Origin of the sequence: Bacteroides sp. OF03-11BH (assembly GCF_003604005.1) — a bacterium.
Lineage (GTDB): Bacteria > Bacteroidota > Bacteroidia > Bacteroidales > Bacteroidaceae > Bacteroides > Bacteroides ovatus.
Map to the genome: position 1 here is coordinate 103546 of NZ_QTMW01000005.1, position 13692 is coordinate 117237.

The 13692-nt window shown below is 42.7% G+C and carries 12 protein-coding genes and 1 tRNA gene; 11 read left to right on the plus strand and 2 right to left on the minus strand.

The features are described from left to right. The first annotated feature begins 31 nt into the window (after positions 1–31). The 3 genes from DXA54_RS05355 to DXA54_RS05365 are packed head-to-tail and all read left to right on the plus strand — an operon-like array spanning position 32 to position 3631. Positions 32–2521: a glycosyl hydrolase family 95 catalytic domain-containing protein gene (locus tag DXA54_RS05355; RefSeq protein WP_008646370.1), complete on the plus strand. Its 2490-nt coding sequence runs from the start codon at positions 32–34 to the stop codon at positions 2519–2521. A gap of 31 nt (positions 2522–2552) precedes the next feature. Beyond that, the gene (locus DXA54_RS05360) at positions 2553–3110 is read left to right on the plus strand and encodes a chromate transporter (RefSeq protein ID WP_004310700.1); all 558 of its coding nucleotides are present in this window, start codon (positions 2553–2555) and stop codon (positions 3108–3110) included. Further along, entirely contained in the window at positions 3107–3631 is a 525-nt protein-coding gene (locus DXA54_RS05365) for a chromate transporter (RefSeq protein WP_004296410.1), read from the plus strand. Before DXA54_RS05360 ends, DXA54_RS05365 begins: the two co-directional genes overlap by 4 nt. 81 nt (positions 3632–3712) lie before the next feature. Here DXA54_RS05365 and typA read toward each other — a convergent pair whose 3' ends face one another. After that, positions 3713–5512 carry a translational GTPase TypA gene (gene typA, locus DXA54_RS05370; RefSeq protein ID WP_004302390.1) on the minus strand — a complete coding sequence of 600 codons (1800 nt, stop codon included), beginning with the start codon at positions 5510–5512 and terminating at the stop codon, positions 3713–3715. Positions 5513–5667: 155 nt separating this feature from the next. Between typA and rpsO the strand changes: the two genes are divergently transcribed. The 3 genes from rpsO (at position 5668) to DXA54_RS05385 (ending at position 8384) form a co-directional block, all read left to right on the plus strand. Beyond that, positions 5668–5937, plus strand: a complete 270-nt coding sequence (rpsO, locus tag DXA54_RS05375) for a 30S ribosomal protein S15 (RefSeq protein ID WP_004296393.1) — start codon at positions 5668–5670, stop codon at positions 5935–5937. Between the two features lie 186 nt (positions 5938–6123). Beyond that, positions 6124–6699: a helix-turn-helix domain-containing protein gene (locus tag DXA54_RS05380; RefSeq protein ID WP_004296396.1), complete on the plus strand. Its 576-nt coding sequence runs from the start codon at positions 6124–6126 to the stop codon at positions 6697–6699. Positions 6700–6734: 35 nt separating this feature from the next. Beyond that, a complete protein-coding gene (locus DXA54_RS05385) occupies positions 6735–8384 on the plus strand; it encodes an AMP-binding protein (protein ID WP_004296397.1) in 1650 nt (549 codons plus the stop codon). Between the two features lie 154 nt (positions 8385–8538). Here DXA54_RS05385 and DXA54_RS05390 read toward each other — a convergent pair whose 3' ends face one another. Next, complete coding sequence (locus DXA54_RS05390; protein WP_004296398.1) at positions 8539–9621, minus strand: mannose-1-phosphate guanylyltransferase; 1083 nt, start codon at positions 9619–9621, stop codon at positions 8539–8541. 164 nt (positions 9622–9785) lie between these two features. Here DXA54_RS05390 and DXA54_RS05395 point away from each other — a divergent pair. From DXA54_RS05395 to DXA54_RS05415, 5 genes are all read left to right on the plus strand, one after another. Then, positions 9786–9869 (plus strand) — tRNA-Leu (locus tag DXA54_RS05395). Positions 9870–10105: 236 nt separating this feature from the next. Beyond that, positions 10106–11014, plus strand: coding sequence for a hypothetical protein (locus DXA54_RS05400; protein ID WP_007479974.1), 909 nt, complete (start codon positions 10106–10108; stop codon positions 11012–11014). Positions 11015–11138: 124 nt separating this feature from the next. Continuing rightward, on the plus strand, positions 11139–11426 hold the full coding sequence (locus tag DXA54_RS05405; protein WP_005944327.1) for a helix-turn-helix domain-containing protein: 288 nt from the start codon (positions 11139–11141) through the stop codon (positions 11424–11426). Positions 11427–11431: 5 nt separating this feature from the next. Next, the gene (locus tag DXA54_RS05410) at positions 11432–12505 is read left to right on the plus strand and encodes an AAA family ATPase (protein ID WP_004323659.1); all 1074 of its coding nucleotides are present in this window, start codon (positions 11432–11434) and stop codon (positions 12503–12505) included. Between the two features lie 163 nt (positions 12506–12668). Beyond that, a complete protein-coding gene (locus tag DXA54_RS05415) occupies positions 12669–13634 on the plus strand; it encodes a toprim domain-containing protein (RefSeq protein WP_005944329.1) in 966 nt (321 codons plus the stop codon). Positions 13635–13692: the final 58 nt, after the last annotated feature.

Here is a 13692-nt window from a genome sequence, read left to right on the forward strand (position 1 = left end):
GTTATTAATCTTAAATAACGACGCGACGACCATGAAGAATTTTTATTTCCTTCTTATTAGTTCCCTATTCCTTACCTCCGGGCTTTATGCGGGAGAAACAGATTATACTCAAGGACTTTCCATCTGGTTTGATACTCCGAATACTTTGCAGGGATATGCTGCCTGGTATGGCGGAAGACCGGATTTGTGGAAAGATGAAAATAAACCGGTAACAGCAGGAAGCGGACATAACCTGGATGCCAGTTGGGAGTCACAGTCATTGCCTATTGGTAACGGTAGCCTCGGCGCAAATATTATGGGATCGGTGGAAGCCGAACGTATCACTTTCAATGAAAAAACGCTTTGGCGCGGTGGTCCGAACACAGCGAAAGGTGCGGACTATTATTGGAATGTCAATAAACAATCGGCCCATCTTTTAGATGAAATACGCAAAGCATTTACAGAGGGAGATCAGAAAAAGGCTGAAATGCTAACGCGACAGAACTTCAATAGTGAAGTTTCGTATGAAGCTGACGGAGAAAATCCTTTCCGTTTCGGTAGCTTTACTACAATGGGAGAGTTTTATGTAGAAACCGGACTGAATATGATAGGAATGAGCGATTATAAGCGCATTCTTTCTTTGGATTCGGCTATGGCAGTCGTACAATTCAAAAAGGATCGTGTGGCTTATCAACGCAATTTTTTTATCTCTTACCCCGCCAATGTAATGGTGGTACGTTTCAGCGCGGATCAATCGGGGAAACAAAATCTGGTTTTCAGTTATGCGCCCAATCCCCTGTCTACCGGCAGCATGGTTTCTGATGGAAATAAAGGACTGGTTTACACAGCTTCTTTGGATAATAATGGAATGAAGTATGTTGTGCGCATCCAGGCAGAAACAAAAGGAGGAACACTGTCTAATGCAGATGGAAAGTTGACGGTGAAGGATGCAGACGAAGTTGTATTTTATATCACAGCGGACACTGACTATAAGATTAACTTTGATCCGGATTTCAAAGATCCGAAAACATATATAGGCGTTAATCCCGAAGAAACGACAAAGCAGTGGATGAATAATGCAGTGGCGCAGGGATATACAGCTTTATTCAATCAACATTATAATGATTATGCTACTCTGTTCAACCGGGTTCGGCTGAATCTGAACCCAGCGGTGAAAGGAGTGAATCTGCCTACTTCCCAACGTCTGAAAAATTATCGGAAAGGACAGCCGGATTATTATCTGGAAGAGTTGTATTATCAATTTGGACGTTATCTTCTGATTGCCAGTTCCCGTCCGGGCAATATGCCTGCTAATCTACAGGGGATTTGGCACAATAATGTCGATGGACCGTGGCGTGTGGATTATCATAATAACATCAATATCCAGATGAATTATTGGCCTGCTTGTTCTACCAACTTGAATGAGTGCGTGCTTCCGTTGATTGACTTTATCCGTACACTGGTGAAACCGGGGGAGAAGACTGCACAAGCTTATTTCGGAGCAAGAGGATGGACGGCATCTATCTCCGGCAATATTTTCGGCTTTACCACTCCGTTGGAAAGTCAGGATATGTCGTGGAACTTCAATCCGATGGCAGGTCCCTGGCTGGCTACTCATATATGGGAGTATTACGACTATACAAGAGACTTGAAATTTCTGAAAGAAACCGGCTATGAACTAATTAAGAGTAGTGCGGATTTTGTAGTCGATTACCTGTGGCATAAGCCGGATGGAACCTATACGGCTGCTCCGTCCACTTCGCCCGAGCATGGTCCTATCGATCAGGGAGCTACTTTTGTGCATGCCGTAGTGCGTGAAATTCTGATGGATGCGATTGAAGCAAGTAAAGTGTTGGGTGTAGATAAGAAAGAACGTAAGCAATGGGAGCATGTGCTTGCCAATCTCGTTCCCTATCAAATAGGTCGTTATGGTCAGTTGATGGAATGGTCGGTGGATATTGATGATCCGAAAGATGAACATCGTCATGTGAATCATCTGTTCGGCCTGCATCCGGGACATACTGTTTCTCCGGTCACTACTCCCGAACTGGCGAAAGCTGCTAAAGTGGTATTGGTGCATCGTGGTGATGGTGCTACCGGTTGGAGTATGGGTTGGAAGTTGAATCAGTGGGCGCGTTTGCAGGATGGTAATCATGCTTATACTTTATTCGGCAATTTATTGAAGAACGGAACCATGGATAATTTGTGGGATACGCATCCGCCTTTCCAAATTGATGGGAACTTTGGTGGGACAGCGGGAATCATCGAAATGCTGCTCCAAAGTCACATGGGCTTTATTCAATTATTACCGGCTTTGCCGGATGCATGGAAAGACGGTTCTATCAGTGGTATCTGTGCAAAAGGAAATTTTGAGGTGGATGTGATCTGGGAGAATCATCAATTGAAAGAAGCTGTTGTACGCTCTAATGCAGGAGGCGACTGTGTCATAAAGTATGCGGATCAGACTATCTCCTTTAAAACTGTGAAAGGACGCAGTTATCAGATTGGATATGATGCAGCCAAAGGGCTCATTAAAAAATAAACACAAAATATCGGAAAATTAGAAAGAAAGGATGGTACTGGAGTATTTAAAATTATTCGTGACATTTGCGAAGATTGGAATGTTTACTATTGGTGGCGGTTATGCCATGATTCCGTTGATTGAACGGGAGATTGTTAACAAGCAATGGATGAATAAAGAAGAATTTATGGAGATGTTTGCTTTGACGCAGTCGCTTCCGGGTGTGTTTGCAGTGAATATTTCTATTTTTGTAGGATATAAGTTGTATAAGGTGGGTGGTAGCCTGGTGTGTGCATTGGCTACGATTCTTCCCTCTTTCGTTATCATGATGCTGATAGCCATGTTTTTTGCACAGTTTCAGGATAATGAAGTGATGATTCGTATCTTTAATGGAATACGTCCTGCCGTGGTAGCATTGATTCTGTTTCCTTGCATTTCTGCTGTTAGAGCTTTGAAACTGAAGTGTTTTCAGTTGATTGCTCCTGCCATAGCTACCGTGTTGATCTGGCAGTTCGGCTTATCACCTATTTATATTGTGGTGGCCGGAATTATAGGGGGATTGGTATATACATTATGGTTGAAAGAAAAAATAGCGAATAAACAGGTATGATATATTGGCAATTACTTTGGGTGTATCTTAAAATAGGTATGTTCGGTTTTGGGGGTGGATATGCGATGCTTTCCCTGATTCAACATGAAATAGTGGATCTTCATCATTGGCTGACTCCTCAACAGTTTACGGATGTGGTCGCAATTTCGCAGATGACTCCGGGACCGATTGGCATAAATAGTGCTACTTACGTAGGTTATGCGGTAACACAAAGTGTTTGGGGAGCTGTGTTGGCCACTGTAGCCGTTTGCTTGCCTTCTTTTATTTTGGTGTTGCTCATTTCTTATTTCTTTGCGAAGTGTAAGGATAATAAGTATATTAAAGCGGCTATGTCTGGACTGCTTCCTATGTCGGTCGCGCTGATTGCTTCGGCTGCATTACTTATGATGAATAGAGAGAATTTTATAGACTATAAAAGTATCGGTATTTTCGCAGCCGCCTTTTTGGTTACATGGAAATGGAATCTTCATCCTATTCTGTTGATTTGTCTGGCGGGTGTGGTAGGATTACTGTTGTATTAGTAATACTTATGGGAAAAAGAGCCCCCCGGTTGAACACTGCGTTTAACCGGGGGGCTCTTTTATAATATTATGAAAGAATGGTTAGTTCTTGTTTGCACGTTTACGTTCGATTTCGTCCAAAATCACTTTACGCATACGCATTGCTTTAGGAGTAACTTCTACATATTCATCTTCCTTAATATATTCCAGTGCTTCTTCAAGTGAGAACTGGATAGGTGGAATCAGGCGTACTTTATCATCCGAACCGGAAGCACGCATATTCGTCAATTTCTTCGATTTGGTTACGTTGATAACCAGGTCGTTGTCATGAGAGTGTTCGCCTACTACTTGTCCTGCATAAACTTCGTCCTGCGGGAAGATAAAGAATTTACCGCGATCCTGCAATTTGTCGATGGCATAAGCAAAAGCTGTTCCGCTTTCCATAGCAATCATAGAACCGTTCGTACGACGTTCGATTTCTCCTTTGTGCGGTTGATATTCTTTGAAGCGGTGTGCCATGATGGCTTCGCCGGCAGAGGCAGTCAGTACATTGGTACGCAAACCGATGATACCGCGTGAAGGCATATTGAACTCAAGATTGATACGTTCACCTGTATTTTCCATCTTGACCATTTCACCTTTACGGCGAGTAACCATATCTATAATTTTGCTGGAATATTCTTCCGGTACGTTGATGGTCAGTTCTTCAATCGGCTCGCATTTCACACCGTCGATTTCTCTGAAGATAACCTGCGGCTGACCTACCTGCAATTCATATCCCTCTCGGCGCATTGTTTCAATTAATACAGAAAGGTGGAGTACGCCACGGCCGGAAACAATCCATTTACCGTCTTCTTCACTTTTTCTTACGCGGAGAGCCAGATTCTTGTCGAGCTCCTTCATCAGACGGTCGTGGATATGACGTGAAGTCACAAACTTGCCATCTTTACCGAAGAAAGGAGAATCGTTGATAGCAAACAGCATACTCATGGTCGGTTCGTCGATTGCGATTGGCGGCAATGCTTCCGGGTTCTCGAAATCACAAACAGTATCTCCAATTTCGAAACCGTCGATACCTACCAGTGCGCAGATGTCACCGGAAGAAACTTCGTTTGTTTTCACGCGGCCTAAACCTTCGAAAACATGGAGCTCTTTGATTTTGCTCTTGAGCATATCACCGTTACGTTTCGCAAGCGTTATATTCATACCTTCTTTTAATGTACCGCGATGTACGCGGCCTACAGCGATACGACCGGTATAAGAAGAATAATCCAGAGAAGTAATCAACATCTGGGGAGTACCTTCCAATTGTTTGGGTGCCGGAATATTTTCGATGATACAATCCAGTAGCGGAGTAATACTGTCAGTCTGTTGCTTCCAGTCGGTGCTCATCCAGTTGTTCTTGGCGGAACCGTAGATTACGGGGAAGTCCAGTTGGTCCTCCGTTGCATTCAGGCTGAACATCAAATCGAAAACCATTTCGTAAACTTCTTCCGGACGGCAGTTAGGTTTATCTACCTTATTAACTACCACGATAGGTTTCAAACCGATTTCCAGTGCCTTTTGCAGTACGAAACGAGTCTGGGGCATCGGACCTTCAAAGGCGTCTACCAACAGAATACAACCGTCGGCCATATTCAATACACGTTCTACCTCACCACCGAAGTCGCTGTGTCCCGGAGTATCAATAATATTAATCTTTGTACCGTTGTAATTGATGGATACATTTTTGGAGAGAATCGTTATACCACGTTCACGTTCCAAATCGTTGTTATCCAGGATAAGTTCACCACTATTTTGGTTGCTGCGGAATAAATTTCCGGCCAATAGCATCTTGTCAACCAGCGTTGTTTTCCCATGGTCAACATGGGCAATGATTGCAATGTTTCGAATATTTTGCATATAATACCTATTATTTGGCTGCAAAGGTACGAAAATAGGATTAGAAATATGCGCAATGATAGCAATTTTTTCTTGTAAATCGTTGTGTGATATAAAGATAATGCCTATCTTTGCACGCTCAAAAGAATAATTTATCAATTAAAATTCTAAGAATTATGTATTTAGACGCTGCTAAAAAGCAAGAAATCTTCGGAAAGTACGGAAAGTCTAACACTGACACCGGCTCAGCTGAGGCCCAAGTGGCATTGTTTTCCTACCGTATTTCTCACCTGACTGAGCACATGAAGCTCAACAGAAAAGATTATAGTACTGAAAGAGCGTTAACAATGTTGGTAGGTAAGCGTCGTCGCTTACTTGATTACCTGAAAGCAAGAGATATCGAAAGATATCGTGCTATTGTTAAAGAGCTCGGTTTGCGTAAGTAATCTACTTGTCGCGAAAAGATTTAAAGCCGTTCCTCATTTATAGAGGAGCGGCTTTTTTTAGTTTCTTCTTTTTCTTCCTGATAGTCGTATTTTCTTCGGTTATAATTGTGTTCATCTAAAGATTTTGCTATTTTTGCAGCTTAATTATTATAATTTATCACCTTTGATAACTAAAATGCTTTCAAAATGGATACAAGTAAGATTGTTGGCGAAAAAATTAAAGCCCTCCGCGAAGATAAATCAATAAGCATAGAAGAGTTGGCACAACGTTCGGGTTTGGCTATCGAACAGGTTGAACGTATTGAGAATAACATTGATATACCTTCTCTTGCACCGCTAATTAAAATTGCGCGTGTATTGGGAGTACGTCTGGGGACTTTCCTTGACGATCAGGATGAAGTAGGACCGGTGGTTTGTCGTAAGAAAGAAGCCAAAGATGCGATTAGTTTCTCCAATAACGCGATTCATTCTCGCAAACACATGGAATATCACTCGTTGTCCAAGTCAAAGGCGGATCGTCACATGGAGCCGTTTATTATTGATGTGATGCCAACGGAAGATACCGACTTCGTGCTTTCTTCTCATGAAGGGGAAGAATTTATCATGGTTATGGAAGGTATCATGGAAATCAGCTACGGCAAGAATACCTATTTGCTGGAAGAGGGTGATAGCATTTATTATGATTCCATTGTTCCTCATCATGTACATGCTTACGAGGGGCAGGCTGCAAAAATCCTGGCAGTAGTTTACACGCCAATTTAATGAAATAATAGGAACCAAGACTTAAGTATAATTACATGCAATTATTTGATCGTACTTTGGGGCAGTGGCTCGAGCACTGGGCTGAAGAGACTCCCGATAAGGAATATATCGTTTATTCCGACCGCAATCTCCGTTTTACCTGGAGTCAGTTGAACCGTCGTGTGGATGATATGGCGAAAGGGCTTATCGCCATTGGGGTGGAACGTGGTACCCATGTGGGTATCTGGGCGGCTAATGTTCCCGATTGGTTGACATTGTTGTATGCTTGTGCGAAGATCGGTGCGGTATATGTTACTGTAAATACGAACTATAAACAATCGGAGTTGGAGTATCTTTGCCAGAACTCGGATATGCATACGCTTTGTATCGTGAATGGCGAGAAGGACAGTGACTTTGTGCAGATGACCTATACAATGCTTCCCGAATTGAAAACCTGTGAACGCGGACATTTGAAGAGTGAACGTTTTCCGTACATGAGAAATGTAGTGTATGTAGGACAGGAGAAACATCGTGGTATGTATAATACAGCGGAGATTCTGTTATTGGGAAATAATGTGGAAGACGACTGTTTGAGCGAACTCAAAAGCAAGGTGGATTGTCACGATGTGGTGAATATGCAATATACATCGGGAACTACCGGTTTTCCGAAGGGAGTAATGCTGACACATTATAATATTGCCAATAATGGATTTCTGACTGGTGAACACATGAAGTTCACGGCGGATGATAAACTTTGCTGCTGTGTTCCGTTATTCCATTGTTTCGGAGTGGTGTTGGCCACCATGAACTGTCTGACTCATGGTTGTACGCAAGTAATGGTGGAACGTTTCGATCCGCTGATTGTATTGGCTTCCATTCATAAAGAACGTTGCACGGCTCTTTATGGCGTACCGACTATGTTTATTGCCGAGTTGCATCATCCGATGTTTGATCTCTTTGATATGTCTTGTCTTCGTACAGGTATTATGGCAGGTTCTCTATGTCCTGTTGAACTGATGAAGCAAGTGGAGGAGAAAATGTATATGAAGGTGACCAGTGTGTATGGACTGACAGAGACTGCACCGGGTATGACAGCTTCTCGTATTGATGATCCGTTTGATGTACGTTGTAATACGGTAGGACGTGATTTTGAATTTACGGAAGTAAAAGTGATCGACCCGGAAACTGGTGAAGAATGTCCGGTTGGCGTACAAGGTGAGATGTGCAACCGTGGATATAACACCATGAAAGGATATTATAAAAATCCGGAAGCAACAGCAGAAGTGCTTGATGAAAACAATTTCTTGCATTCCGGTGATTTAGGTATCAAGGATGAAGATGGAAATTACCGGATTACCGGACGTATCAAAGATATGATAATCCGGGGTGGCGAGAATATTTATCCGCGCGAAATAGAGGAGTTTCTTTATAAACTTGATGGAGTGAAAGATGTTCAGGTGGCAGGTATTCCTTCTAAGAAATACGGTGAGGCGGTCGGAGCATTTATTATCTTGCAGGAAGGTGTGAAAATGCAGGAAGCTGATGTTCGTGATTTTTGTAGAAATAAGATATCCCGTTATAAGATTCCGAAATATATCTTCTTTGTGAATGAATTCCCGATGACAGGTAGTGGAAAGATTCAGAAGTTCAGATTGAAGGATCTGGGATTACAGCTTTGTAAAGAGCAGGGAATAGAAATTATCTAAGGTCTGTGATTGTTTAAGGACACACAAAGTTTTTCGATATAATAAACGATGAACGGTGAACGAACTGCATGATTGTTTGCAGAGAGTTCACCGTTCATTATTTATATTATTGTCTTATCCGGCTTTTGTTGTAGCAGCTATGTATTATACGCTGCTAAATGAAATCGTCACCCAGTTGCATTTGGGCGTCATTCACATATTTACGGATGGCATGTTCTTCATCTTTGCGGCAGATTAAAAGAACATTGTCGGATTCTGCTATTAGAAATCCTTCCAATCCATCGATTACGGCCAGTTTTCCTTTGGGAAGTACTACCATATTATCTTTACTATTATAAATAAGCGAATGGCATTTCAGAGTAACATTGCCTTCCGGGTCTCTTTCCGATAAGTCATAAAGTGATCCCCAGGTTCCAAGGTCAGACCAGCCAAAATCTCCTAACGATACATACACGTTATCCGCTTTTTCCATAATACCGAAGTCGATGGATACATTAGGACATGCGGGGAAATTTTCTTCAATAAATGCTTTTTCCTTATCGGTGGCATAAATATCTTTTCCCGGTGCCAGTTTGGAAGCTAATTCAGGCAACAAGTCTTCACTTGCTTTGATGATTGTATTTACATTCCACATAAACAGGCCGGAATTCCAGTAAAATTCTCCGCTTTCTACGAATACTTTAGCTAATTCTAATTCAGGTTTTTCAGTGAATGTTTTTACTTTATAGAAGTTTCCTCCTGCGGGTTCATCTATTTGTATATATCCATATCCTGTTTCCGGACGATTGGGTTTAATACCTAATGTCAGTAGCTTTTCAGAGCGTGAAACAAAATCAAGTCCTTTTTCGATAGCGGCAAGAAACTCATCCTCTTTTAATATTAAATGGTCTGAAGGCGCAACTACGATATTGGCATTTGGATTCAGTGCCCGGATATGGTAAGAAGCCCATGCTATACATGGAGCAGTATTTCGTCTTGCAGGTTCCAGCAGAATTTGGTTTTCGCTCACTTCAGGTAATTGTTCCTTCACTAAGTCCGCATACATTGCATTGGTAACGATGAAAATATTTTCTGTTGGGATAACCTTTTGGAACCGGTCGAAAGTCTGTTGTAAAAGTGAACGGCCCGTTCCGAAGAAATCTAAGAATTGTTTGGGCAATGTTTTGCGGCTAAACGGCCAGAAGCGGCTTCCAATGCCGCCACCCATAATCACGCAATAATTATCCTGGTTTGTCATGATAGTGACTCTATTTTAAAGTTTCTGCTAATGTACGGTTTATTCTCTGAATAGAGAAGTGTTTAAGATATGTTTTATTATTTTTTTCTCCTTTTTTTTGCCAAACTATTGTGGAATCAAAATAATGTCGTATCTTTGCACCGCAATTGAGAAATCAAGTATGCGCCCAGATGGCGGAATCGGTAGACGCGCTGGTCTCAAACACCAGTGGATTCACTTCCATCCCGGTTCGACCCCGGGTCTGGGTACGAATAAACCCTGATAATCACCTGATTATCAGGGTTTTCTGCTTTTATAGGGCGTACTAAATGTGTACTGAATGACGAATACAAAGAAAAGGTGTACTTTAATAGTTTTCTTCCCCATATCTTTATAATTTCTTAACGCTTATCCTATCTTTTCTTCCTTATTATTGCCGATGTTTTCGGGAAAAGTGAGATTCTTACCTTATATTTGTAGTAAGAACGTTTAAAGGCACACGATTATGGAAAATCATATAGAAACCAATTTCAGAGAAATACAGAAGATATTAGATAGTTGTATAGCTCATGACTATAAAACTAAAGTAGATGCACTATTTTTAAAACGTGAATATTTGACGCAAGCCCAGCTAAAGGATTATTTGCGACAAGAAATTTTCCGTGTGACTGAAAATATTGTAGCCATCCAACAAAAATACCGTGTCGTGCGTAACATTGTATTGGACATGGATATTCCCGATTTTTTGTGGGAAAGTGGTTATTTTGAGGACTTGAATTCTGATGAAAGAAAAAAGTATATCGGTTTCCGCTGCTCTGATTTTGATATGGATGCATATTTGCATGAACCGTCCTGTTATGATGGGCGGCTTCCTTATTTGTCCATTATCGTTAATCTTGTCGTGCTTTCCAAATATTTGCGCTATCTGCAAGAACAGGAAAGCAATTACCATACAGATGCGGTTGCCATCCAAGAGCAAGCCTTGCCAAAAGAGAAAGAGGAAAGTGCAGATACTAATCCAACCAAGATTGTGGGCAAAAGCAATCCTTTCAAGTCCACGTTGAAAGCTAATGAAATCAAACTTCTGACCGACTGTGTGAATGAAGCGAATATGTTTACTACTACCGTCAGTGCCAAAATACTTACCGATTTTTTCAACTGCAAACTGAATGGGGTATTGAAAGTTAATAATACCCGTCTGTTAGCCTATCTTATGATGCAACTTAGCTGTTATAATTACATCGTTTATGAATGGCAGTCTGTCATAGCAAACAATAAACTGATATTGAAGAAGATAAAAGGTGAACCGCTTACACGTACTGACCTGTCGAGTGCGACAGACCAAGCGAAAAACATCTATCCGAAAGGATATGAAATCATAGACAAATACATCAAACAACTGCAAAAAGGTTGAGCATAGATTGAACGCTCAAACAAAGGTCAATTAGACTTCATTTTCAAGCTCTTAACTTTGCCCCCGTTAACAAAAAAACGAGGGTGCGCACCTTCATATTGTTTCACCTAAATTCCTAAACAATATGGAAAAAAATTTAGAGTTAAGAGTTTCCGAACTCGAAAAGATGTTGTTCCTTTCAAAGAACGTGCTTAGCTTCGATGAAGCGAGCAAGTTCTTGAACCTTTCTAAAAGTTACCTGTACAAGCTGACTTCGGGTAACTTGATACCCCATTACAAGCCGCAGGGCAAAATGCTTTATTTTGAGAAAGCGGAGTTGGAAGCATGGTTGCGTCAGAACCCGGTCAAGACGCAGGCGCAGATAGAGCAGGAAGCGCAGAAGTATATCCTTAACCGTCCTCTAAAGAAATAACGGCTATGGAAAATAGAAAAGCGACAGAAGCCGGGCAGGACATCACCATGCAGAAAGAGGATTTCGCAGCCCTTTGGAAAACCATTCATCTAAAGGTGACGGACACTTACGAAGTGCCGCCCGAAATACTCTGGGTGAACGGCTCTACCATTGGCACGTTGGGTAATTTCAGTGCATCCACGGGTAAAGCCAAGAGCAAAAAGACATTCAACATTTCCGCTATCGTTGCGGCAGCGTTGAAGAATGACGAGGTATTGAAGTATTCGGCATACCTGCCACCGAACAAACGGAAAATCCTCTATGTAGATACCGAGCAGAGCAAATACCATTGCCACAAGGTCATGGAGCGTATTTTGCGGCTTGCCGGACTGCCTACCGACAAGGACAGGGACGATTTTGTTTTCATCGTGCTAAGGGAGCAGACACCCGATAAGCGGAAACAGATTATCGGTTATATGCTTGAAAATATGCCCGATGTGGGGTTGCTCATCATTGACGGAATCCGTGACTTGATGTATGACATCAACAGCCCCAGCGAATCGACTGACCTAATCAACCTCTTGATGCGCTGGTCAAGCGGATATAACCTGCATATCCATACCGTACTGCATTTGAACAAGGGGGATGACAACACAAGGGGGCATATCGGTACGGAACTGAACAATAAGGCTGAAACCGTCCTGCAAATTACCAAAAGTACGCAGGACGGCAACATAAGCGAGGTAAAGGCGATGCACATACGTGACCGGGAGTTTGACCCGTTCGCATTCCGTATCAACGACAGCGCATTGCCCGAAGCCGTGGACGGTTATGTATTCAAGCAACCCAGCCAAGACAGGGGCTTTCCACTGGCAGAACTGACGGAGCAACAGCACAGGACAGCTTTGGAAAACGGTTTTGGCAAACAGGTCATATATGGTTACGAGAATGTCCTAAAGACCTTGAAACAGGGTTATGCAAGTATCGGCTACAAGCGTGGACGCAATATCCATGTGGATTTGAACAAGTTCCTTGTGAACAAGCGCATGATTGTGAAAGAGGGCAAGGGCTACCGCTATAATCCCGATTTCCATTATTAAAAGTCAGTTTGGTTTAGTCCGGGTGTATATATAAGAGGAACGGACTTACTATTTCCCTGTATCGGAACAGGCAGGTTTAGTATGGTACGGGTATATATATAACGGACTAAACAGGACTGGCGCACTTTTCAACTATTTTTTAATCCCCAAAAAAGAAAATGTTATGAACATCGAAGATGTGAAACAAATACCCATCGCAGACTATCTGCATAGTTTAGGTTACTCTCCTGTCAAGCAGCAGGGTAACGGCTTATGGTACAAATCACCGTTAAGGGAGGAACACGAACCGTCTTTCAAGGTGAACACTGACCGCAACCTTTGGTATGACTTTGGCGCAGGCAAGGGCGGCAACATCATCGCACTGGCAAAGGAACTCTATTGCTCCGACAGCCTGCCATACCTGTTAAACCGGATAGCGGAACAGACACCGCACGTCCGCCCGGTCAGTTTTTCTTTTCCCCAGCGTAGGACAGAACCGAGTTTCCAACATTTGGAAGTCCGTGACTTGACCCATCCGGCATTGCTCCGTTACTTGGAGGGACGGGGTATCAATATCGAACTGGCAAAAAGAGAATGTAAGGAACTCCATTTTACCAATAACGGCAGACCGTTCTTTGCTATCGGTTTCCCGAACATAGCAGGAGGTTACGAGGTTCGCAATTCCTTTTTCAAAGGCTGCATCGCCCCGAAAGACATCACCCATATACGGCAGCAGGGAGAGCCGAGAGAGAAGTGTTTGGTATTCGAGGGTTTTATGGACTATCTTTCTTTCCTCACGCTCCGGATGAAGAACTGCCCGACCATGCCCGACCTTGACAGGCAGGATTATGTCATACTCAACTCTACTGTCAATGTGCCGAAAGCTATTGACGTGCTGTACCCGTATGAACGCATCCACTGTATGCTTGACAATGACAAGGCAGGATATGAAGCGACACGGGCTATCGAATTGGAATACTCCTACCGTGTGCGTGACTTCTCGGGCAATTACAGGGGGTATTCGGACTTGAACGATTACCTGTGCGGCAGGAAGCAGGAACAGAAGAACAGCACCAGCCAAGCGCAGGAGATAAAGCAGGAAACCGGACAACGTGCCGCCCCAAGACAGAAAAGGGGCAGGGGCATTTAGTCCGGCAGGATTACCAGCGACAGGCGGTTTAATTTGGAGAGCAAGGTTATGTTTCGGT

What these genes read in the sequence shown, in the direction of transcription:
- DXA54_RS05355 (WP_008646370.1), top strand. Translation starts at nt 32, where the DNA reads ATGAAGAATTTTTATTTCCTTCTTATTAGTTCCCTATTCCTTACCTCC.
- DXA54_RS05360 (WP_004310700.1), top strand. Translation starts at nt 2,553, where the DNA reads ATGGTACTGGAGTATTTAAAATTATTCGTGACATTTGCGAAGATTGGA.
- DXA54_RS05365 (WP_004296410.1), top strand. Translation starts at nt 3,107, where the DNA reads ATGATATATTGGCAATTACTTTGGGTGTATCTTAAAATAGGTATGTTC.
- typA (WP_004302390.1), bottom strand. Translation starts at nt 5,512, where the DNA reads ATGCAAAATATTCGAAACATTGCAATCATTGCCCATGTTGACCATGGG.
- rpsO (WP_004296393.1), top strand. Translation starts at nt 5,668, where the DNA reads ATGTATTTAGACGCTGCTAAAAAGCAAGAAATCTTCGGAAAGTACGGA.
- DXA54_RS05380 (WP_004296396.1), top strand. Translation starts at nt 6,124, where the DNA reads ATGGATACAAGTAAGATTGTTGGCGAAAAAATTAAAGCCCTCCGCGAA.
- DXA54_RS05385 (WP_004296397.1), top strand. Translation starts at nt 6,735, where the DNA reads ATGCAATTATTTGATCGTACTTTGGGGCAGTGGCTCGAGCACTGGGCT.
- DXA54_RS05390 (WP_004296398.1), bottom strand. Translation starts at nt 9,621, where the DNA reads ATGACAAACCAGGATAATTATTGCGTGATTATGGGTGGCGGCATTGGA.
- DXA54_RS05400 (WP_007479974.1), top strand. Translation starts at nt 10,106, where the DNA reads ATGGAAAATCATATAGAAACCAATTTCAGAGAAATACAGAAGATATTA.
- DXA54_RS05405 (WP_005944327.1), top strand. Translation starts at nt 11,139, where the DNA reads ATGGAAAAAAATTTAGAGTTAAGAGTTTCCGAACTCGAAAAGATGTTG.
- DXA54_RS05410 (WP_004323659.1), top strand. Translation starts at nt 11,432, where the DNA reads ATGGAAAATAGAAAAGCGACAGAAGCCGGGCAGGACATCACCATGCAG.
- DXA54_RS05415 (WP_005944329.1), top strand. Translation starts at nt 12,669, where the DNA reads ATGAACATCGAAGATGTGAAACAAATACCCATCGCAGACTATCTGCAT.